Origin of the sequence: uncultured Tateyamaria sp. (assembly GCF_947504105.1) — a bacterium.
In the GTDB taxonomy this organism is placed as follows: Bacteria; Pseudomonadota; Alphaproteobacteria; order Rhodobacterales; family Rhodobacteraceae; genus Tateyamaria.
On sequence record NZ_CANNGP010000008.1, the window covers coordinates 44,732 to 62,789 of the forward strand.

Sequence of the window (18,058 nt, forward strand, 5' to 3'; positions counted from 1 at the left end):
CCGCAATTTATTTTCTTAAGGAGCCGCGCCCGGTCAAACCGGGCGCGCATTTCAGGACACCTACGGTATTGTTTGACGTCATCTTTCAGGATCCCAACCTGCTATGGCTGATCGGGATCGCATCCGCATTGCTCAGCACCTATGCCTATCTGCCCTATGTCTTCGACACCCTGTCGGGTCGGACACGGCCGCAACGCGCGTCGTGGATGATTTGGTCTGTTTTGGGCAGCATCGCGCTGGCGTCCCAGATCTACGAGGGGGCCAGCGCATCGCTGTGGTTCGCAGCCATACAGGTAGGCGGCACGGTCCTGATCTTCCTTCTATCGCTCAAGCACGGAACCGGCGGCTTCCTGAACCGCTCAGATGCCGGCGTGCTGGCCGCAGCCGCCGTGGGCGTGCTGGCCTGGGCGCTAACCGAAACAGCCGTCTACGCGCTGGCCATCACGATCACGATTTCGATGATGGGCGGGGCCATCACGGTGACCAAGGCCTTTCGCACCCCCGAGACCGAAACACTGACCACGTGGTCGGCGTCCTTTGTTGCGGCCACACTCGCCATCGTCGCCGTGGGTGGTCTGGACTGGGTGCTGCTGGCCTATCCGCTGTACCTTTGGGTACTGAACGGGGCCATTGTCCTGGCCATCCTGCTGGGGCGTGCCCATCAGGCGCGTGCACCAATCTTTGTCCCACGCCATACGAAAAACGCCGCGCAGGTCCTGCGCGGCGTCTAAGTTCAGTAGGATCTTGCGATCCGTCCGGGGCGTTTAGCCCTTCTCTTCAATGATCTCGACCATGTGAGGGATCGAGTTGATCATGCCGCGCACGGAAGGTGTGTCTTCCAGCTCGCGGGTTTTGTGCATCTTGTTCAAGCCCAGGCCGATCAGGGTCGCGCGTTGTTTCGCGGGACGACGGATGGGGGAGCCGATCTGCTTGACGACGATTGTCTTAGCCATGGATCTCAGGCCTCCTCGGTTGCCGCTTCGGCAGCGGGTGCTTCATCACGCTTGGGCAGGATGTCCGAGACTTTCTTGCCACGACGCTGCGCAACACCACGGGGCGACTGCTCTTTGCGCAGGCCGTCCATTGTGGCGCGGATCATGTTGTAAGGGTTCTGCGAGCCGATGGATTTGGACACAACGTCCTTCACACCCAGCATTTCAAACACGGCACGCATCGGACCACCGGCGATGATACCAGTACCCTCAGGGGCGGTGCGCATGACGACCTTGCCGGCGCCGTGGCGACCTTCCATGTCGTGGTGCAGCGTCCGACCTTCGCGCAGTTGCACGCGGATCATCTGACGCTTGGCTTGCTCGGTGGCTTTGCGAATGGCCTCGGGGACCTCTTTCGCTTTACCTTTGCCGAAGCCGACGCGGCCCTTCTGGTCGCCGACAACGACGAGTGCGGCGAAACCAAAGCGCTTACCACCCTTCACGGTTTTCGACACACGGTTGATCGCAACCAGGCGATCTGCAAATTCCGGTGCCTCGTCGCGGTCGCGACGGTTGCCCCGGCGGTTATCACGTTCTGCCATCAGAACATCCTTTGAATTGGTGGCTTGCGCCAGTTCTACTCAATCCTGGTGGACCGGAATGGTCCCCGGATCATCGGAGGGGCGTCGCCGCCCCTCTCAGGGTCTTAGATCTTCAGACCGCCTTCACGCGCAGCGTCGGCCAGAGCCTTCACCTTGCCATGAAAGAGGAAACCACCGCGGTCGAAATATGCTTCGTCCACGCCAGCTTTCTTCGCGCGCTCGGCAATCGCGGTGCCCACCTTGGTGGCGGCTTCCACGTTGTTCTTGCCCACGACGCCCAGATCCTTTTCCAGGGTCGAAGCCGAGGCCAGGGTCACGCCGTTCACATCGTCGATCAACTGAACGCTGATGTTCTTGTTGGAACGGTGCACGCTCAGGCGCGGACGCCCGGCGTTGACCTTGCGAAGTTTGTTCCGGACGCGCAGGCGGCGCTTGAGGAACAGGGTCCGTTTGCTGTTTGCCATCTGTCTGGTCCTTACTTCTTCTTGCCTTCCTTACGGAAGATGAACTCGCCCTTGTAGCGGATGCCTTTGCCCTTGTAGGGCTCGGGCTTGCGCCACTCGCGGATTTTCGCGGCCACTTCGCCGACCTGTTGCTGGTCGATACCTTCGACAACAATCTCGGTCTGCTTGGGCGCGGTCACTGTGACACCCTCGGGTGCTACGAAATCCACATCGTGGGACAGACCAAGGTTCAGCTTCAGGGTGTTGCCCTGCATCTGCGCCCGGTAACCCAAACCTTGGATTTCCAGCTCTTTCTTGAACCCTTCGGTCACTCCGGTCACGCAGTTCTGCACCTGCGTGCGGGACATGCCCCACTGCTGGCGCGCGCGCTTGGACTTGCCGCGGGGCACGATGGTAACGACGTTGTCCTCAACATTGAGGGTCACGTCGTCGGTTGCGGTGAAGCTCCGGGTCCCCTTGGGGCCTTTCACTTCGATCGTCTGACCGGAGACGGATGCGGAGACACCCGAGGGCAGATCGACCGGTTTTTTACCAATACGAGACATCTGCTGTTCTCCTTAGAAGATCGTGCAAAGCACTTCGCCGCCAACATTCTGGCTGCGTGCGCTTGCATCCGACATCACGCCCTTGGAGGTGGAGACAATCGACACACCCAGACCCTGACGGACCTGCGGGATGTCGCCCACACCCATGTACACACGACGGCCGGGCTTGGACACGCGCTTAAGCTCGCGGATCACAGGCTCGCCTTCATAGTACTTGAGGCTGATTTCGATGGCCGGGTGGCCGTTGGCACCGGTGGTTTCTTCGAAGCCACGGATGTAACCCTCGTCCGCCAGCACTTCCAGAACGCGCACACGCAGTTTGGACGCAGGCGTCTCAACCACGGATTTGCCACGCATTTGGCTGTTACGGATACGGGTGAGCATATCGCCGATAGGATCGTTCATAACTTATCTCTCCCTTACCAGCTCGATTTCACCATGCCGGGGATCTGGCCTTGCGAGCCAAGGTCCCGCAGCGCGATCCGGCTGATCTTCAGCTTGCGATAATACGCATGCGGACGACCGGTCAGCTGGCAGCGGTTGTGAAGACGCGTGGCCGAGCTGTTGCGAGGCAGTTTTGCCAGCTTCAGCGAGGCGCGGAAACGCTCTTCCATCGGTTTGGTTTCGTCGCTGATGATTGCTTTGAGCTCCGCACGCTTGGCGGCATACTTCTTCACCAGCTTCTCGCGCTTCACTTCGCGCGCGATCATGGATTTTTTAGCCATATCTTTTTCCTCTGCGCTTACGAGTTGAAGGGCATGTTGAAATGCTTCAGCAAGGATTTTGCCTCGGCATCGGTTTCGGCAGTCGTGGTGATCACGATGTCCATCCCCCAGGTCTCATCGACTTTGTCAAAGTCGATCTCGGGGAAGACGATGTGCTCTTTCATGCCCATGGCATAGTTGCCACGACCATCAAAGGAGCTACCGGACACGCCGCGGAAGTCGCGGACGCGGGGCAGCGCGATGGTGATCAGACGGTCCAGGAATTCATACATGCGGTCGCCGCGCAGGGTGACTTTGGCACCCAAGGGCATGTCCTCACGCACCCGAAAACCCGCGATGGATTTCTTGGCTTTCGTGGTCAATGCCTTTTGACCGGCGATAGCGGTCAGATCTTCTTGCGCGGATTTGGCTTTCTTGCTGTCACGGACAGCTTCAGCGCCGCAACCGATGTTCAGAACGATCTTGTCCAGACGCGGGATCTGCATGTCGTTCTTGTAGCCGAATTCCTCTTTCATGGCAGCGCGGATGCTGTCCTTGAACTGGGCCTTCAGGCGCGGGGTGTAGTTTGCTGTGTCAAGCATCAGATCACGTCCCCTGTTGTCTTGGCAAAGCGCACTTTCTTGTCGCCGTCCATTTTGAAACCAACGCGGGTGGGTTTGCCATTCGCGTCCAGCAGGGCCAGGTTGCTCAGGTCGATGGGCATCGCTTTGGGGATGCGGCCGCCTTGGCTTTCCTGGCTTTGACGTGTGGCGCGGATCGCGATGTTCACACCATCAACGACTGCTTTGTTGGCAGATGGGTTCACGGAAGAAATGGTGCCTTCCTTGCCCTTGTCTTTGCCCGTAAGCACGACGACCTTGTCGCCTTTTTTCAGTTTCGCAGCCATCAGAGCACCTCCGGAGCCAGCGAGATGATTTTCATGAAGTTCTTGCCGCGCAGCTCACGAACGACGGGCCCAAAGATACGGGTGCCGACGGGCTCGTTGTTGTTATTCAGAATAACAGCTGCGTTGCGGTCGAAGCGGATGGCGGTGCCATCTTCACGACGCACTTCTTTGGCGGTGCGTACGACGACGGCCTTACGGACGTCCCCTTTTTTCACGCGACCGCGTGGGATGGCTTCCTTGACCGACACGACAATGACGTCGCCGACGGATGCGTATTTACGCTTGGAACCACCCAGAACCTTGATGCACTGAACGCGGCGCGCGCCGCTGTTGTCAGCAACATCCAGGTTTGTCTGCATCTGGATCATTTGGTGTCTCCCGACCTTTGGGGGGCTGATGCGTTCGCCTGATCCCCAGGGTTTCGATTAATGCGCGAAAGCGCTGGGGGCTTAGGCCTCCAGCACCTCCCAACGTTTTGTCTTCGATTTCGGCGCGCATTCAATGATGCGAACTGTGTCACCGACCTTGAAGGCATTCTTTTCATCGTGCGCCCGGTACTTCTTGGACTTACGAATGGTCTTTTTCAGAACCGGGTGCGTAAAGCGGCGCTCGACGGACACGGTGACTGTTTGTGCGTTTGCGTCGGAGGTCACGACGCCAGACAGGATACGCTTAGGCATTTCGTGCTCTCCTTATTCGGCCGCTTTGGCGGCTTGTTCGTTGAGGATCGTCTTGACGCGCGCAGCGTCACGACGGACCGAGCGCAGACGCGCCGGGTTCTCAAGCTGACCTGTGGCCTGCTGGAAACGCAGGTTAAAGGCTTCTTTCTTCAGATTTGCCAGCTCATCACGCAACTGGTCCGGGGTTTTATCCCGAAGTTCCTGGGCGTTCATCGCCATTTTCCTTTTCAACATCACGAGGGTGCCGCCAAAGACGTGACACCGATTCCCGTGGAGTGGGTGAATAGAGGGGCCGTATAGGACCATTGATCAACGCTGGCAAGCGCCTGACGAAGGATTTTCCGCAGTATTGACCGCTGATCCATTCTCGTCATGGTGTTTGCGTTGACACACATCACGTCAAGGAGGGGGCCTTGTCCAGTCGTATTGCATTTGTACTTTTGATTTTGAGCACCTTACCAGCCCATGCCGATGTCTGGTCTTTTGAAACACCGTCCGAGAATATTCAGTGTTCGGTCGGGCAGGAAGTGAACTTTTCCGACATCTATTGCACCATCATCGAGCGCGGCGGCCCCTTGGCGTACCCACGCCCGTCCGGCTGCACCGCGTCAGGGTGGGGACACATCTTCCTGATGGGCAATCGCGGACCGGTATCGATGGATTGTCGCCCTCTGGATCGAAACAGAGACGCACAGTCACAGGCCGACTACGGTGTAACGGGAACGTTCGGCGGCATCACCTGCACCTCCGAACGGACGGGCCTGACTTGCCGCAACGAGGACGGGCACGGGTTTTTCCTGTCACGTAGGTCGCAACAGGTCTTTTGAGCCTCTCGCGTTCATGCCTTGGCCGCGGTAGAAGCCGGGCATGAGCACAATCACATCCCTCTTCGCCACCCGCCTCTATCACGCGCCCCTCTCCGAATTTGACCCCAAGGTCGACCCGGACGAGCTGGAACAACACTGCTACGCCATCGCCGAGGATGACGAGGCAGGCCACGACTGGTGTGAGGCCGAAGGCTATCCCGGCTACACCTCCTATGCCTCGCTGGACGACCTGCCCTGGCGCTTCCCGATCTTCGCCGACCTGGTCAAGGCGCTCGACGCACACGTCGCGGCGTTCGCCAAGGAACTGGCCTTCGATCTGGGCGACAAGGCGCTGAAGCTCGACAGCATATGGATCAACATCCTGCCCGAGGGCGGCATCCACACCGGCCACATCCACCCCCACTCGGTGATCTCCGGCACGACCTACGTGGCGATGCCCGACGGCACCAGCGCGCTGAAACTCGAAGACCCGCGCCTGCCAATGATGATGGCCTCACCGGGCCGCACCAAGGACGCGCCCGAGGATTTGCAGCAGTTCCACTACGCCAAACCATCCGTGGGCGATGTGCTGCTCTGGGAAAGCTGGCTGCGGCACGAGGTGCCCATGAATATGGCCGAGGACGAACGCGTATCGGTCAGTTTCAACTACGGCTGGGAATAGGATCACGAAACTGTCAGCCCAAGTCCGCGAACCAGACTGGCCACAACCCAAGGTCGAACATATTCTCTGAAAACAGTACTTTGATTTCGGAGGACGACCTTTATGCCCCTATCGCGCTTTGCCCTGTCAACGACCGCCCTGCTCGTTTCACCCTCGCTGCTTCTCGCAGAGGGCGGCCCCGTCAGCGATGACGTGATCGCCGCCCAACGCGCGGCCTTGGCAGCCGAGACTGCGGGCAAGGGATACGGCCCACAGGCACCACGCGATCTCAATACGCGGACCGGCGACAATGCCCGCACATTCGAGACCGCGCCCGCCTATACCGAAATGAACCTGTGCAACATCCACTTCCACGAAGGGGCCGAACATTCGGGCGGTGAATTCACCACCTATATCGGCAACGGCGATGGCAAGGGCTACAACACCGGCTTTGCTTATGACGGCGAGTTGACCGAGGCTGAACTTGCCCCCGTCGACTACCCCGTCGGACCCGTGGGCAAGAACGGCGCGCTGGAACCGGGCGACACGATCGAAGTCCACTACGTCCACACCACGGCGCTGGTAGACCCCGGCCCCACTCTCGCCTCCTGCCTGAGCGAGGCGATCATCAACCCGCAACTGCGCGTGGAAACGCAGGTGTTCGTGCTGGTGAACGACGAAAACGCAGCCGATTTCGTGGACCTGACCGAGGTCGGTATGGTGGACGGCTACCATCAGGCGCTGAACATCCCCTCCGATACCGGCACGCCCATCACCTATGCCGGGTCAACCACCGGCCCCAGCTACAACGAGAAAGGCTCACCCATCCAGGTGTCTTGGAGCGTCCGCCCCCAAGTGCAAAAGGTCCATATCGGCAGCATCGCGGCATGGTTTGCGGACAATATCTTCGATGAGCGCAAAGGGCACGGCGTGCGCAATCTGGTGATCAACCCGGACCTGATCTCGGACATCGACAGTTAAGGGGGGATGGCGGACCACAGGTCCGCCTTACTTTCTGTAGCGCGTTTGGAACAACCTGCCCTGCAATACGCGTGCGGTCCATAGTGGCAGCACGGCCGCACGTTGAAGCGAAAAACGATCCGTACCGGCGAACCTTGGACGGGAGTGAACGGCGAACCCGAATACGCCCGTGGACAAGGCTCAATTGCGCAAGCGCCCTATTTCGGCGTCTCGGCTGCCTTCTTGGCCGCCTTTTCCTCTTTCGTCAGTTTGTTGCCCCACTGGTTGTTGGACAGGCCCAGCCCGTCCGGCATCGGCTTGGTCTTGCCCTTTTTGACCTCGCCGCCCTTGTCAAGGAACGCTTTGATCAGGTCTTCGTCGGTGGTCGGCTTGGGGACGTGTTTCATGGTCTGAGCCTCTCGATGCTGTTGAGAACACCTTAACGGCATCGCGGCGGATAGCTACCGCCAGACTCAGGAAACATTTTCTGTTCACATAGCGATGCGACGAACGCCAAAGGGAAGGCGGATTTAAGAACCGAGCAAATGGCAGTTTCAGTCGCGCATGCGCGGAAGCCGGGGGAATAATCCGCCACACTGTGCCAAGCCGCGCCATCGACAGGCCACGGTCTGTCGACTCGACCTCTGTTCTGCAAGGCTTTATGGCAGCCAAGTACATCTTCGATCCGAACGAAGCGCTGACATCACCCAATCGACAGGCCCGGGGGTAGCCTGTCCCTTCTCGGCAGATTTGGCGTTGCCAAATCACCTGCTGGGCAATGGATGGCGCGGCGGCCTGCGGCCTTGATTCCGCAATGGGCAATTCAGAAGAAGATCAAAACAGGCCAGCGCCCGACCGACCTGGAGGGCCTCTGAACTGCATGTTGCCTCACCATAACGCGCATCAGCACCGCTCAGCACTGGTGTCGACATAGCGCCCGCCCTCCGGCGGGAGGTCGGACGGGCGCTGGCCGGGCTGGGCGCCCGGCTGGGTATGCAGATCAGTCGTCGCGCTTGTTCGGTTTGGGGAAGAATTTGAACAAAGCAGCCAAACTATCCCCTCGCCTACTCCGCAAAACCACAACCAATGCGACCAGCGCCAACAGCACTGCGCCCAAGCCATTTCCGGACATAAGGAAAAGGTCTAGTTCCGCTTCTCTAAGGGTGGTCCAGAACTCCATACACATTCCTCGCTATAGAATGATGTTTGAGCTCCTAGCTCCGCTAAGTATCAACAGGCGCGTATTCAGCAAACAGAACTTAACAATTGACTAATCCATTCTGAAAAAAGAATCGGATCGTTTATTGTTTTCACACAGTTTTTTTCGTGCTGTGTCTTACGCAGGTATGTCATGGTGAGTTGCAGTGGGAAATACTGTACAAAAAACCTAACGCTCTCACGCTGGACTGTGAATTCTCACCGTAGAGCGGGCTTCATCCCGCCACCACGTCACAAAACGTCCGGAGCAATTACGAGCGCCTTGATCGGCAGCTTCAAACGAACAACCCAAGCTCAGGTCAATCCAGCCACAACCAGTTTTCGTTGGACCTTATCCGCTTCTCCAGCTCGTCCCAACGCGCGGTGTACTCGCCCTCCAAATCAATTCGCCGCGCAAAACAAACGTCCTCCAGAAGCTCACTCTTTTTGTCAATCGTGGCTATCAACCCTGAGGGCCATTCATGATCCAACAGGTCAAAATCCTCCAACATGAACTCCAGCAAAAATCGACGAATGTCTTCGTCCTTTGGCGCAAGCCTGAAACTCTCCTTCAGAAAGTCCGTTCTATGGGTCTCCGGATCGCCCACGTGCAACAGGTTCTGGTACAGTCGCCCCAGCCAAAACGCTCCCCTGGGATTGCCAGCACTGCGCCAACGAACAAGTGTCGGATAAACGAGCTCAGCAAAAATCTCGTGTCGGATCCTGTCGCAATCCAGCGGAAGCCGCGTCAAATACGCATGAACCCAACGGCCAATTTCGTCCGATGACTGAAAGCTATCGATGAACAGGCCAATGCTGGTCTTTGCACGATCCTTAAAACCGGCTTCCAGATTTTGCGAATACTCATGCCAGTGGCGAAGTTCCATATCCAGACAAAACATCGTTGAACACAAAAAGAAAACCCCCAACGCTTTCGCGCCGGGGGCTCTCAGATTTCTACCGGGTGCCGCTACGATTGTGCCATTGGCACAATCACCGCGCACAGATTGCGCCCCGATGGGGCGCAATCGGTTTACCAGTCTTCGCGAACGATAACGCGTGTCTTGATCGGCAGCTTCATCGCCGCCAGACGCAGCGCTTCACGCGCCACATCATCATTCACACCGTCGATCTCGAACATCACGCGGCCGGGTTTGACCTTGGCCGCCCAACGGTCGACCGAGCCCTTACCTTTACCCATCCGCACTTCGATCGGCTTGGCCGTCACTGGCACGTCGGGGAAGATCCGGATCCAGACCCGGCCCTGACGTTTCATGTGACGCGTCATCGCACGACGTGCGGCTTCGATCTGACGCGCGGTGACCCGCTCGGGCTGCAGCGCCTTCAGGCCGTAGGTGCCAAAGTTCAGGTCGGACCCGCCCTTTGCCTTGCCCTTGATCGAGCCTTTGAACTGCTTACGGAACTTCGTACGCTTTGGTTGAAGCATCTCTACTCTCCTTTAGCGACGGCCACCGGCACCACGTGGGGCCGGACCGTCCTGGAGTTCTTGTGCCTTGCGGTCACGCGCAGCGGGGTCGTGTTCCATGATCTCGCCTTTGAAGATCCAGGTTTTGATCCCGATGATGCCATAGGCGGTTTCGGCCTCGACATGTGCGTAATCGATGTCGGCACGCAGGGTGTGAAGGGGCACACGGCCCTCACGGTACCACTCGGTGCGGGCAATCTCTGCCCCACCCAGACGACCGGCAACGTTCACGCGGATGCCCAGGGCACCCATACGCATGGCGTTCTGCACGGCGCGCTTCATGGCACGACGGAAGGACACACGACGTTCCAGCTGCTGCGCGATGGACTCACCGACCAAAGCGGCATCCAGTTCGGGCTTGCGCACTTCAACGATGTTGAGGTGCAGCTCGCTGTCGGTCAGCTTGGCCAGCTTCTTGCGCAGACCTTCGATGTCCGCACCTTTCTTGCCGATGATGACACCAGGACGTGCTGTGTGGATCGTCACGCGGCACTTCTTGTGTGGACGCTCGATGATCACGCGGGCCACACCGGCCTGCTTGCACTCGGTCTTGATGAACTCACGGATTTTCAGATCTTCCAGCAGAAGATCACCGTAATCCTTGGTGTCGGCATACCAGCGGCTGTCCCAGGTGCGGTTCACCTGCAGGCGCATGCCAATCGGATTGACTTTGTTACCCATCAGGCTTGCTCCTCGACTTGACGCACTTTAATCGTGATTTCAGCGAACGGCTTCATAATCTTGCCGAAACGGCCGCGCGCCCGGGGGCGCCCACGCTTCATGGTCAGGTTCTTGCCAACCCAGGCTTCCGCGACGATCAGTTCGTCAACGTCCAGGTTGTGGTTGTTTTCAGCATTGGCGATGGCCGATTGCAGGCATTTCTTGACGTCCTGCGCGATCCGCTTTTTCGAGAAGGTCAGGTCCGTCAGGGCCTTGTCGACTTTCTTGCCACGGATCATCTGGGCAACCAGGTTCAGCTTTTGCGGAGACGTGCGCAGCATGCGCGTCTTCGCCATCGCCTCGTTGTCCGCCACGCGGCGTGGATTCTTATCCTTGCTCATTTGCGTTTCGCCTTCTTGTCAGCCGCGTGACCGTAATAGGTCCGCGTGGGCGAATATTCCCCGAACTTCTGGCCGATCATTTCTTCGGACACGTTCACGGGAATATGCTTGTGGCCGTTGTACACACCAAAGGTCAGACCCACGAACTGGGGCAGGATGGTGGACCGACGGGACCAGATCTTGATGACTTCGTTGCGGCCGCTCTCGCGTGCCGCTTCCGCTTTCTTCAGCACATAGCTGTCGACAAACGGGCCTTTCCAGACTGAACGAGACATATCTTAACGCCCCTTCTTCTTGGCGTGACGCGAGCGGATGATCAGCTTTTGCGACGCTTTGTTCTTGTTGCGGGTACGGGCACCCTTGGTCGGCTTGCCCCATGGGGACACAGGGTGACGACCACCCGAGGTCCGACCTTCACCACCACCATGGGGGTGATCGATCGGGTTCATAACGACACCACGCACAGACGGGCGAATGCCCTTGTGACGCATGCGGCCCGCTTTACCGTAGTTCTGGTTGCTGTTGTCGGGGTTCGACACGGCACCAACGGTGGCCTTGCACTCCTGGCGGACCAGACGCAGCTCGCCCGAGGACAGGCGGATCTGAGCATAACCACCATCGCGGCCCACGAACTGGGCATAGGTACCAGCGGCACGCGCGATCTGACCACCCTTGCCGGGCTTCAGTTCGATGTTGTGTACGATTGTCCCGATGGGCATACCCGAGAACGGCATGGTGTTGCCGGGCTTGATGTCTGCCTTCATGCTCGAGATGATCTTGTCCCCGACGGCCAGACGCTGCGGAGCGAGAACATATGCCTGCTCGCCGTCTTCGTATTTCACCAGCGCGATGAACGCGGTCCGGTTGGGGTCATATTCGATGCGTTCGACCGTGGCCGCCACATCCATCTTGTTCCGACGAAAATCGACGATCCGATACAGACGCTTTGCGCCCCCGCCTTTGCGGCGCATCGTGATCCGTCCGGTGTTGTTGCGGCCACCATTCTTGGTGAGACCTTCGGTCAGCGCCTTGACGGGGCGCCCCTTCCACAGCTCCGAACGGTCGATCAGAACCAGCCCACGCTGGCCCGGCGTCGTCGGCTTATACGACTTGAGTGCCATGTTACTGTCTTCCGTTTTGCTAAACGACGGTCGGCTCAAAGCCACCGCCTATGGTTATAGGCCCCCGAAGGTGCCCGGATAGTCTGCCCGCAGGGTGGGCTTCAGCCTGCCAAACGAACAACAGCAAAGCCCCGGACGAATCCGGGGCCTTGCAGATGGGGTCGTTTAGGCCACGTGGTGGCGAGGGTCAAGAGCGTGTGGAACACCGGCGTGCGCACTTCTGACCTCTCCGTCTGAGTTGCACCCGATATGCTACACTCGGAAGCCATATGGTTCCTAGTCGGACGCCGCAATAAACGCGGTTTGCAATTTCGTCTCATATTCTACAACGGCGTCGCGAAGCTCACCCTCTGGCAGAGCCGCGGCCAATTCACTGGTCCGGCACATCAAGCCACGCAGGTCTGCGGCCCTTTCGGGTATCGTCATATCGCGAAAACGCGCTGCGAGATCCGGGTATTCGTCGAAGATGCCAGCGTCGCTCGCGCCGACCGCTGAAAAGGTTGCACGCATCTGACAGCATTTTTTGCAGTAACCGCAATTTCCACCAGCACTACTTCCTTCATAGCATACAGATAAGTGGCCAATGACACGCTCTTCTGCTTCCAGAATTCTGCGCAGCTTCTCCACCCGATCCGTGTCGCGACCGTAGGTGATCATCGGCAATCGCTTCGTTGACATGAATTGATCAAGTACACCGTGGTTACCCCAAGGATGTCGGTGAAGATCCTGGAAAGAGGCATTGTCTTGCGCAAACACGCCAAACCCAAAATTGTCTGCGAATAGATTGAGGCAAACGCCGAGATTGAGACCGTGCATTTGGCTCCAATTGAGGCCGACATCTTTGATGTTTGATCGTGCGTGCAGCATGTCAAGTTCAAGGCTTTCGGCGATTTTCTCGACGCGTGAACGTCGTTCCACAAAGCCTGGCGCAGTATCTGAGGCATAATCAAGACCTGCTACAAACAACGCATGGTGGACTTCACCCGCCTCCGTCGCCTCAACCGCGGCATGCATCGAGTCAAGTCCGCCGCTCAAGCAAATCAAGCCAGTCTCCGCGGTTTTGGTCATTGGCTCAGTGTCTTCCACGACGTTGCTCAAAGTCAGCCGAAGCGGCGCCAAACCATATACCGTCCAAAGCCGATATGCGTCTGCAATTCCGTCAATTCGATCAGCCATAGATCGTGACACCGCACCATCGTAGATTAGATGTACGTTTAACGACATTGAAATCGCTGCCATAGCTAGCGCCGTATGATCCCGGATTTGCGGCAGTTCAGCGACGCCGTTCAACGCGCCCATGCAAAGACGGTGGGGACCATATCTAATAACTGTAGACGGTCCATTTACGTCCTCTCGCACATGCCAGCTATGTTCCGCCGTTCGCTGTCGTTGAAACTTGGCAAGCTTACGCCTTCGGTTTTTTCGAAACTGTCGAAAGTCCTGTATTTGCGAATAGACTGATTGGTTTTTGTACAAAGTATGCCTCAGGTCTCTCATGTCGCGTTGCGCGCCGGGTGTAGTAACAAAGGATTGGCGTAGCAAGCCTGTGGTTGATTGTTGAGGAAGCGCGCCCGTTTCCAGCTCCACAACATACCAATGCAGATGTGGGTGTAGTCATAGCGGCCTGGTCAGTAGCGGCAATTTCTGGTTAGTGCAGCATCTGTTTGGTCGCTCAAAACTGGTCCATGACGCGCTGTATCCTCCGGAGAAGGCTCATTGGCCGTCTTGTGCCAACAAAGCTCGCTTGGCAGAGCGGGGTGCTCAAGTCTCTGAAAAGCCCGGATCAAAGGCCGTTTGGTCACGTCTTCTTCGAGTATTACATAAGCCTGTTCCACGTCCTTCTGCATGCCCAATTGACCGCGCAACTCCTCTAAATGGTACGATCCAGATCAATTCACCCACCCCCAAAGCCCGCTAAACTGTGCCCATACCTTGCAGCAAAGGACACCCTATGCCCAAATCAATACCGCCCAAGATCAGCCCCGCCCCCATGGCCGCCGCCTTGACGGCCTTCAACCCTGCCACAGCCCAAGCGTGGATGGAGATCACAACCGAATGCACCCGCTTTGCCATGGACCGGGTGCAAAAGGACTTCTCCGCGCAGCGTGCCATGATGGCCTGCACGTCCCCCACCGAACTGATGACACTGCAATCCAGCTATTGCCGGGACGCGGCACAGGAATACGCGGATCAGGCCACCCGAATGGTCGAAATGATGACCAGGGCCACCGCACAGGTGACCGAAGGCATCGCCTCCCCCACCTCCCGCAAATATGACGACATCCCGCTCTGAGATCAGGCCCCCGCCTGCCCCAAGGCCCGCACGTTCCCCTGCGCCATAGGGCGGGGTTCACCCCGCCTCGCCCGGGCCAATGCTCCATCGGACGTCAATCACTGAGGTGTCCGCAGCCCCCTGCGTCCAGCCCCAAACTCTTAACACTCCCCTAATCCGCCGCTGTAACCCATTGATTTCGTGTCACCCACGTCCCGTCCCGGCATGGGACACGAAAAAACCCCGACCGCTCACGCAGCCGGGGTTCCCATTTTTTCCGTAGGGCGGGGGTTTCCCGCCACCCCGATCAAAGACCGGTCGATACGTCGATCGTGTTGCCTTCTTCCAGCGTCACGTAGGCCTTTTTCACGTCTTTCCGCTTGCCCAACTGGCCGCGGAAACGCTTGACCTTGCCCTTGGTGATGGTCGTATTCACGGCCTTCACCTTCACACCAAAGAGCGCCTCAACGGCCTCCTTGATCATCGGCTTGTTGCTGTCAATCGCCACTTCGAAGACCACCGCGCCGTTCTCGGACGTCATGGTTGCCTTTTCCGTGATGATCGGCTTGCGGATCACGTCGTAATGTTCTGCCTTGGCACTCATTTCAAACGAGCCTCCAGTGCTTCGACACCCGCCTTCGTGATCACCAGGGTGTCACGCTTGAGGATGTCATATACGTTTGCACCCATCGTCGGCAGGATATCCAGACCTTCGATGTTGCGCGATGCTTTCAGGAAGTCTTCGTTGACCGAAGCCCCGTCAATCACCAGCGCACGCTTCCAGCCCAGGTCCTTGACCTGCTTGGCCAGAGCGGCGGTTTTGCCAGCCGAAGCCGCATCTTCGATGATCACCAGCTCGCCTGCTTTGGCCTTGGCCGACAGCGCGTGCTTGAGACCAAGCTTGCGGAACTTCTTGGGCAGGTCGTGGCCGTGCGAACGTGGCGTCGGACCTTTGTAGATACCACCCTTGCGGAAGATCGGCGCATTGCGGTCACCGTGGCGCGCGCCGCCGGTGCCCTTTTGGCGATAGATCTTCTTGGTCGAGTAGCTGGTTTCCGAGCGTGTCTTGACCTTGTGGGTGCCGGCCTGTGCGTTGTTGCGCTGCCAGCGGACCATGCGGTGCAGGATGTCGGCGCGTGGCTCGAGACCGAACAGGTCCTCACTCAGCTCGACAGACCCGGCTTTGCCGCCGTCCAGTTTGATCACGTCAAGTTTCATGCTTCACCACCTTCCGCGGGTGCTTCTTCCGCCGGTGCTTCGGTTACAGCTGCCGATTTCAGAGCGGCCGGGAACGGCACGCCATCGGGCAGCTTCTTCTTCACGGCGTCCTTGACGGTCACCCAGCCACCTTTGGAGCCAGGCACAGCGCCCTTGATCATGATCAGGCCGCGATCTGCATCCGTCTTCACGACTTCCAGGTTCTGAGTGGTCACGCGGGCCGCACCCATATGGCCAGCCATCTTCTTGCCTTTGAACACCTTGCCGGGGTCCTGACATTGGCCAGTCGAACCGTGCGAACGGTGGCTGATCGACACACCGTGCGAGGCGCGCAGACCACCGAAGTTGTGGCGTTTCATGGCACCGGCAAAGCCTTTGCCGATGGATGTGCCGGACACGTCGACCTTCTGACCTTCCAGGAAGTGCTCTGCCGAGATTTCCTCGCCCACACCAATAAGGTTGTCTTCGGTCACGCGAAACTCAACGAGCTTCCGCTTTGGTTCGACTTTCTGGGCTGAAAAGTGACCACGCATCGCCTTCGAGACGCGCTTTACTTTGGGGCTGCCGGCACCAAGGGTCACGGCCGTGTAGCCATCCTTGTCAGAGGTCCGGTTGCCTACCACCTGCAGACCGTCCAGTTGAAGGACGGTCACAGGGATCTGCTTGCCGTCTTCCATGAACAGCCGGGTCATGCCGACTTTCTTTGCGAGAATTCCAGAGCGCATATTCATACCCTCCTTACGATTGCAGCTTGATCTCGACATCCACACCAGCTGCGAGATCGAGCTTCATCAGCGCGTCCACGGTCTGGGGGGTCGGATCAACAATGTCGAGCAGACGCTTGTGCGTGCGGATCTCGAACTGGTCACGGGATTTCTTGTCAACGTGCGGACCGCGCAGAACAGTGAACTTTTCGATCTTGTTCGGCAGCGGAATAGGGCCGCGCACGGACGCACCGGTGCGTTTGGCGGTGTTGACGATTTCCTGTGTGGACGCGTCCAGCACACGATAGTCAAACGCCTTCAGCCGAATGCGAATGTTTTGGCTTTGAATGGCCATTTTCGTGTTCCCTTACTCGGGCTTCCAACGGAGAGGAGGAGCATCGACCACCGACACCCCTCGTCGCGTCTTGTTTTTCATTTCCCGCAAGGTGGGTTTGATCCCACATTGAACGGGGTGACCGGCAGGGTTAGCCCTGCCGCTGATTTTAGTCAGTGATCTTGGACACGACGCCGGCGCCGACGGTGCGGCCGCCTTCGCGGATCGCGAACCGCAGGCCCTGCTCCATCGCGATCGGCGCGATCAGCTCAACCCCAAACGACACGTTGTCGCCCGGCATCACCATCTCGGTGCCCTCGGCCAGCTGAACCGTGCCCGTCACATCCGTCGTCCGGAAGTAGAATTGCGGACGGTAGTTCGCAAAGAACGGCGTGTGACGGCCACCCTCGTCCTTGGTCAGGATGTAGGCTTCGGCCTCGAACTTCGTGTGCGGGTTCACCGAACCGGGCTTGCACAGCACCTGGCCGCGCTCAACCGCTTCACGGTCGATACCACGCAGCAGCGCGCCGATGTTGTCGCCCGCTTCACCACGATCCAAGAGCTTGCGGAACATTTCCACGCCCGTGCAGGTCGTTTTCTGGGTGTCCTTGATGCCGACGATCTCGATCTCGTCGCCCACGTTGATCACGCCACGCTCGACACGACCGGTCACAACCGTACCACGGCCGGAGATCGAGAACACGTCCTCGACTGGCATCAGGAAGGGCTGGTCAATCGCACGCTCGGGCGTCGGGATGTATTCGTCCACAGCCGCCATCAGTTCGCGGATCTTGTCCTCGCCGATCGCGTTGTCACGGCCTTCCATCGCCGCCAGCGCGGAACCCGCGATGATGGGCGTGTCGTCGCCGGGGTATTCATAGGTGTCCAGCAGTTCGCGGACTTCCATTTCCACCAGTTCCAGCAGCTCTTCGTCGTCGACCTGGTCCACCTTGTTCATGAACACGACGATCTTCGGGATGCCAACCTGGCGGCCCAGCAAGATGTGCTCGCGCGTCTGGGGCATCGGGCCGTCAGCCGCGTTCACAACCAGGATCGCGCCGTCCATCTGAGCGGCACCGGTGATCATGTTCTTGACGTAGTCGGCGTGGCCGGGGCAGTCGACGTGGGCGTAGTGGCGCGCGTCGGTCTCGTATTCCACGTGCGCGGTCGAGATCGTGATCCCGCGCGCTTTCTCTTCGGGCGCCCCGTCAATCTGGTCATACGCCTGGAAATCACCGAAATACTTCGTGATCGCCGCCGTCAGCGTCGTCTTGCCGTGGTCAACGTGACCAATCGTGCCAATGTTAACGTGCGGCTTCGTACGTTCAAACTTTTCCTTTGCCATCTTAAGGCTCCTCTTTGTCTCAAGGGTGGCGGGGTGAACCCCGCCCTACAGTGGGTGGT

29 protein-coding genes are annotated in these 18,058 nt (G+C 58.5%); 5 read left to right on the forward strand and 24 right to left on the reverse strand.

The window, feature by feature from the left end; genetic code table 11:
- Positions 1 to 68 precede the first annotated feature (68 nt).
- Positions 69 to 731: a hypothetical protein gene (locus Q1A75_RS07450; RefSeq protein WP_299548566.1), complete on the forward strand. Its 663-nt coding sequence runs from the start codon at positions 69 to 71 to the stop codon at positions 729 to 731.
- Between the two features lie 33 nt (positions 732 to 764).
- Here the strand turns inward: Q1A75_RS07450 and rpmD are convergent, their stop codons facing one another.
- The 11 genes from rpmD to rpmC all read right to left on the reverse strand — a co-directional run bounded on the left by rpmD (position 765) and on the right by rpmC (position 5,047).
- Complete coding sequence (rpmD, locus tag Q1A75_RS07455; RefSeq protein ID WP_290557777.1) at positions 765 to 953, reverse strand: 50S ribosomal protein L30; 189 nt, start codon at positions 951 to 953, stop codon at positions 765 to 767.
- Between the two features lie 5 nt (positions 954 to 958).
- Positions 959 to 1,534, reverse strand: a complete 576-nt coding sequence (rpsE, locus tag Q1A75_RS07460) for a 30S ribosomal protein S5 (protein WP_299210855.1) — start codon at positions 1,532 to 1,534, stop codon at positions 959 to 961.
- 104 nt (positions 1,535 to 1,638) lie between these two features.
- The gene (gene rplR / locus Q1A75_RS07465; RefSeq protein ID WP_299210852.1) at positions 1,639 to 1,998 is read right to left on the reverse strand and encodes a 50S ribosomal protein L18; all 360 of its coding nucleotides are present in this window, start codon (positions 1,996 to 1,998) and stop codon (positions 1,639 to 1,641) included.
- 11 nt (positions 1,999 to 2,009) lie between these two features.
- Positions 2,010 to 2,543 carry a 50S ribosomal protein L6 gene (rplF, locus tag Q1A75_RS07470; protein ID WP_299548561.1) on the reverse strand — a complete coding sequence of 178 codons (534 nt, stop codon included), beginning with the start codon at positions 2,541 to 2,543 and terminating at the stop codon, positions 2,010 to 2,012.
- A gap of 12 nt (positions 2,544 to 2,555) precedes the next feature.
- Positions 2,556 to 2,948, reverse strand: a complete 393-nt coding sequence (gene rpsH / locus Q1A75_RS07475; protein ID WP_299210846.1) for a 30S ribosomal protein S8 — start codon at positions 2,946 to 2,948, stop codon at positions 2,556 to 2,558.
- A 14-nt stretch (positions 2,949 to 2,962) separates the two neighbouring features.
- Positions 2,963 to 3,268 (reverse strand): 30S ribosomal protein S14, encoded by a 306-nt coding sequence (rpsN, locus tag Q1A75_RS07480; RefSeq protein WP_299210843.1) that lies wholly within the window; start codon positions 3,266 to 3,268, stop codon positions 2,963 to 2,965.
- Between the two features lie 17 nt (positions 3,269 to 3,285).
- On the reverse strand, positions 3,286 to 3,849 hold the full coding sequence (gene rplE, locus Q1A75_RS07485) for a 50S ribosomal protein L5 (RefSeq protein WP_299548556.1): 564 nt from the start codon (positions 3,847 to 3,849) through the stop codon (positions 3,286 to 3,288).
- Entirely contained in the window at positions 3,849 to 4,154 is a 306-nt protein-coding gene (gene rplX / locus Q1A75_RS07490) for a 50S ribosomal protein L24 (RefSeq protein ID WP_299548553.1), read from the reverse strand. Before rplX ends, rplE begins: the two co-directional genes overlap by 1 nt.
- On the reverse strand, positions 4,154 to 4,522 hold the full coding sequence (gene rplN, locus Q1A75_RS07495; protein ID WP_299210834.1) for a 50S ribosomal protein L14: 369 nt from the start codon (positions 4,520 to 4,522) through the stop codon (positions 4,154 to 4,156). The genes rplX and rplN overlap by 1 nt, the downstream gene beginning before the upstream one ends.
- An 81-nt stretch (positions 4,523 to 4,603) precedes the next feature.
- A complete protein-coding gene (rpsQ, locus tag Q1A75_RS07500; protein ID WP_189371453.1) occupies positions 4,604 to 4,834 on the reverse strand; it encodes a 30S ribosomal protein S17 in 231 nt (76 codons plus the stop codon).
- Positions 4,835 to 4,846: 12 nt separating this feature from the next.
- A complete protein-coding gene (gene rpmC / locus Q1A75_RS07505; RefSeq protein WP_076630311.1) occupies positions 4,847 to 5,047 on the reverse strand; it encodes a 50S ribosomal protein L29 in 201 nt (66 codons plus the stop codon).
- Between the two features lie 200 nt (positions 5,048 to 5,247).
- Here rpmC and Q1A75_RS07510 point away from each other — a divergent pair, with 200 nt between their 5' ends.
- The 3 genes from Q1A75_RS07510 (at position 5,248) to Q1A75_RS07520 (ending at position 7,282) form a co-directional block, all read left to right on the forward strand.
- On the forward strand, positions 5,248 to 5,661 hold the full coding sequence (locus Q1A75_RS07510; RefSeq protein WP_299548550.1) for a DUF6636 domain-containing protein: 414 nt from the start codon (positions 5,248 to 5,250) through the stop codon (positions 5,659 to 5,661).
- A gap of 40 nt (positions 5,662 to 5,701) precedes the next feature.
- Positions 5,702 to 6,322: a TIGR02466 family protein gene (locus Q1A75_RS07515; protein ID WP_299548547.1), complete on the forward strand. Its 621-nt coding sequence runs from the start codon at positions 5,702 to 5,704 to the stop codon at positions 6,320 to 6,322.
- 102 nt (positions 6,323 to 6,424) lie between these two features.
- Positions 6,425 to 7,282, forward strand: coding sequence for a delta-class carbonic anhydrase (locus tag Q1A75_RS07520; RefSeq protein WP_299548544.1), 858 nt, complete (start codon positions 6,425 to 6,427; stop codon positions 7,280 to 7,282).
- A gap of 197 nt (positions 7,283 to 7,479) precedes the next feature.
- Here Q1A75_RS07520 and Q1A75_RS07525 read toward each other — a convergent pair whose 3' ends face one another.
- The 8 genes from Q1A75_RS07525 to Q1A75_RS07560 form a co-directional block, all read right to left on the reverse strand.
- Positions 7,480 to 7,668 carry a hypothetical protein gene (locus tag Q1A75_RS07525; protein WP_299210822.1) on the reverse strand — a complete coding sequence of 63 codons (189 nt, stop codon included), beginning with the start codon at positions 7,666 to 7,668 and terminating at the stop codon, positions 7,480 to 7,482.
- A 1,110-nt stretch (positions 7,669 to 8,778) separates the two neighbouring features.
- Positions 8,779 to 9,345: a hypothetical protein gene (locus Q1A75_RS07530; protein ID WP_299548541.1), complete on the reverse strand. Its 567-nt coding sequence runs from the start codon at positions 9,343 to 9,345 to the stop codon at positions 8,779 to 8,781.
- A 146-nt stretch (positions 9,346 to 9,491) separates the two neighbouring features.
- Positions 9,492 to 9,905, reverse strand: a complete 414-nt coding sequence (gene rplP / locus Q1A75_RS07535; RefSeq protein ID WP_299210814.1) for a 50S ribosomal protein L16 — start codon at positions 9,903 to 9,905, stop codon at positions 9,492 to 9,494.
- A gap of 12 nt (positions 9,906 to 9,917) precedes the next feature.
- Complete coding sequence (gene rpsC / locus Q1A75_RS07540; RefSeq protein WP_299210811.1) at positions 9,918 to 10,625, reverse strand: 30S ribosomal protein S3; 708 nt, start codon at positions 10,623 to 10,625, stop codon at positions 9,918 to 9,920.
- Positions 10,625 to 11,005 carry a 50S ribosomal protein L22 gene (gene rplV, locus Q1A75_RS07545; protein WP_299210808.1) on the reverse strand — a complete coding sequence of 127 codons (381 nt, stop codon included), beginning with the start codon at positions 11,003 to 11,005 and terminating at the stop codon, positions 10,625 to 10,627. The genes rpsC and rplV overlap by 1 nt, the downstream gene beginning before the upstream one ends.
- Positions 11,002 to 11,280, reverse strand: coding sequence for a 30S ribosomal protein S19 (gene rpsS / locus Q1A75_RS07550; RefSeq protein ID WP_108838857.1), 279 nt, complete (start codon positions 11,278 to 11,280; stop codon positions 11,002 to 11,004). The genes rplV and rpsS overlap by 4 nt, the downstream gene beginning before the upstream one ends.
- Before the next feature lie 3 nt (positions 11,281 to 11,283).
- On the reverse strand, positions 11,284 to 12,126 hold the full coding sequence (gene rplB / locus Q1A75_RS07555) for a 50S ribosomal protein L2 (protein ID WP_299210805.1): 843 nt from the start codon (positions 12,124 to 12,126) through the stop codon (positions 11,284 to 11,286).
- A gap of 276 nt (positions 12,127 to 12,402) precedes the next feature.
- Positions 12,403 to 13,425: a hypothetical protein gene (locus tag Q1A75_RS07560; protein ID WP_299548536.1), complete on the reverse strand. Its 1,023-nt coding sequence runs from the start codon at positions 13,423 to 13,425 to the stop codon at positions 12,403 to 12,405.
- A 652-nt stretch (positions 13,426 to 14,077) separates the two neighbouring features.
- Between Q1A75_RS07560 and Q1A75_RS07565 the strand changes: the two genes are divergently transcribed.
- Positions 14,078 to 14,419 carry a phasin family protein gene (locus Q1A75_RS07565; protein WP_299548533.1) on the forward strand — a complete coding sequence of 114 codons (342 nt, stop codon included), beginning with the start codon at positions 14,078 to 14,080 and terminating at the stop codon, positions 14,417 to 14,419.
- 286 nt (positions 14,420 to 14,705) lie between these two features.
- Here Q1A75_RS07565 and Q1A75_RS07570 read toward each other — a convergent pair whose 3' ends face one another.
- The 5 genes from Q1A75_RS07570 to tuf form a co-directional block, all read right to left on the reverse strand.
- A complete protein-coding gene (locus Q1A75_RS07570; protein ID WP_223421331.1) occupies positions 14,706 to 15,002 on the reverse strand; it encodes a 50S ribosomal protein L23 in 297 nt (98 codons plus the stop codon).
- Complete coding sequence (gene rplD / locus Q1A75_RS07575; protein ID WP_299548496.1) at positions 14,999 to 15,616, reverse strand: 50S ribosomal protein L4; 618 nt, start codon at positions 15,614 to 15,616, stop codon at positions 14,999 to 15,001. Before rplD ends, Q1A75_RS07570 begins: the two co-directional genes overlap by 4 nt.
- Positions 15,613 to 16,341 carry a 50S ribosomal protein L3 gene (rplC, locus tag Q1A75_RS07580; RefSeq protein ID WP_299548493.1) on the reverse strand — a complete coding sequence of 243 codons (729 nt, stop codon included), beginning with the start codon at positions 16,339 to 16,341 and terminating at the stop codon, positions 15,613 to 15,615. The genes rplD and rplC overlap by 4 nt, the downstream gene beginning before the upstream one ends.
- 13 nt (positions 16,342 to 16,354) lie before the next feature.
- Complete coding sequence (gene rpsJ, locus Q1A75_RS07585; RefSeq protein WP_108838874.1) at positions 16,355 to 16,669, reverse strand: 30S ribosomal protein S10; 315 nt, start codon at positions 16,667 to 16,669, stop codon at positions 16,355 to 16,357.
- 154 nt (positions 16,670 to 16,823) lie between these two features.
- A complete protein-coding gene (gene tuf / locus Q1A75_RS07590; protein WP_299591955.1) occupies positions 16,824 to 17,999 on the reverse strand; it encodes an elongation factor Tu in 1,176 nt (391 codons plus the stop codon).
- Between the last annotated feature and the right edge of the window lie 59 nt (positions 18,000 to 18,058).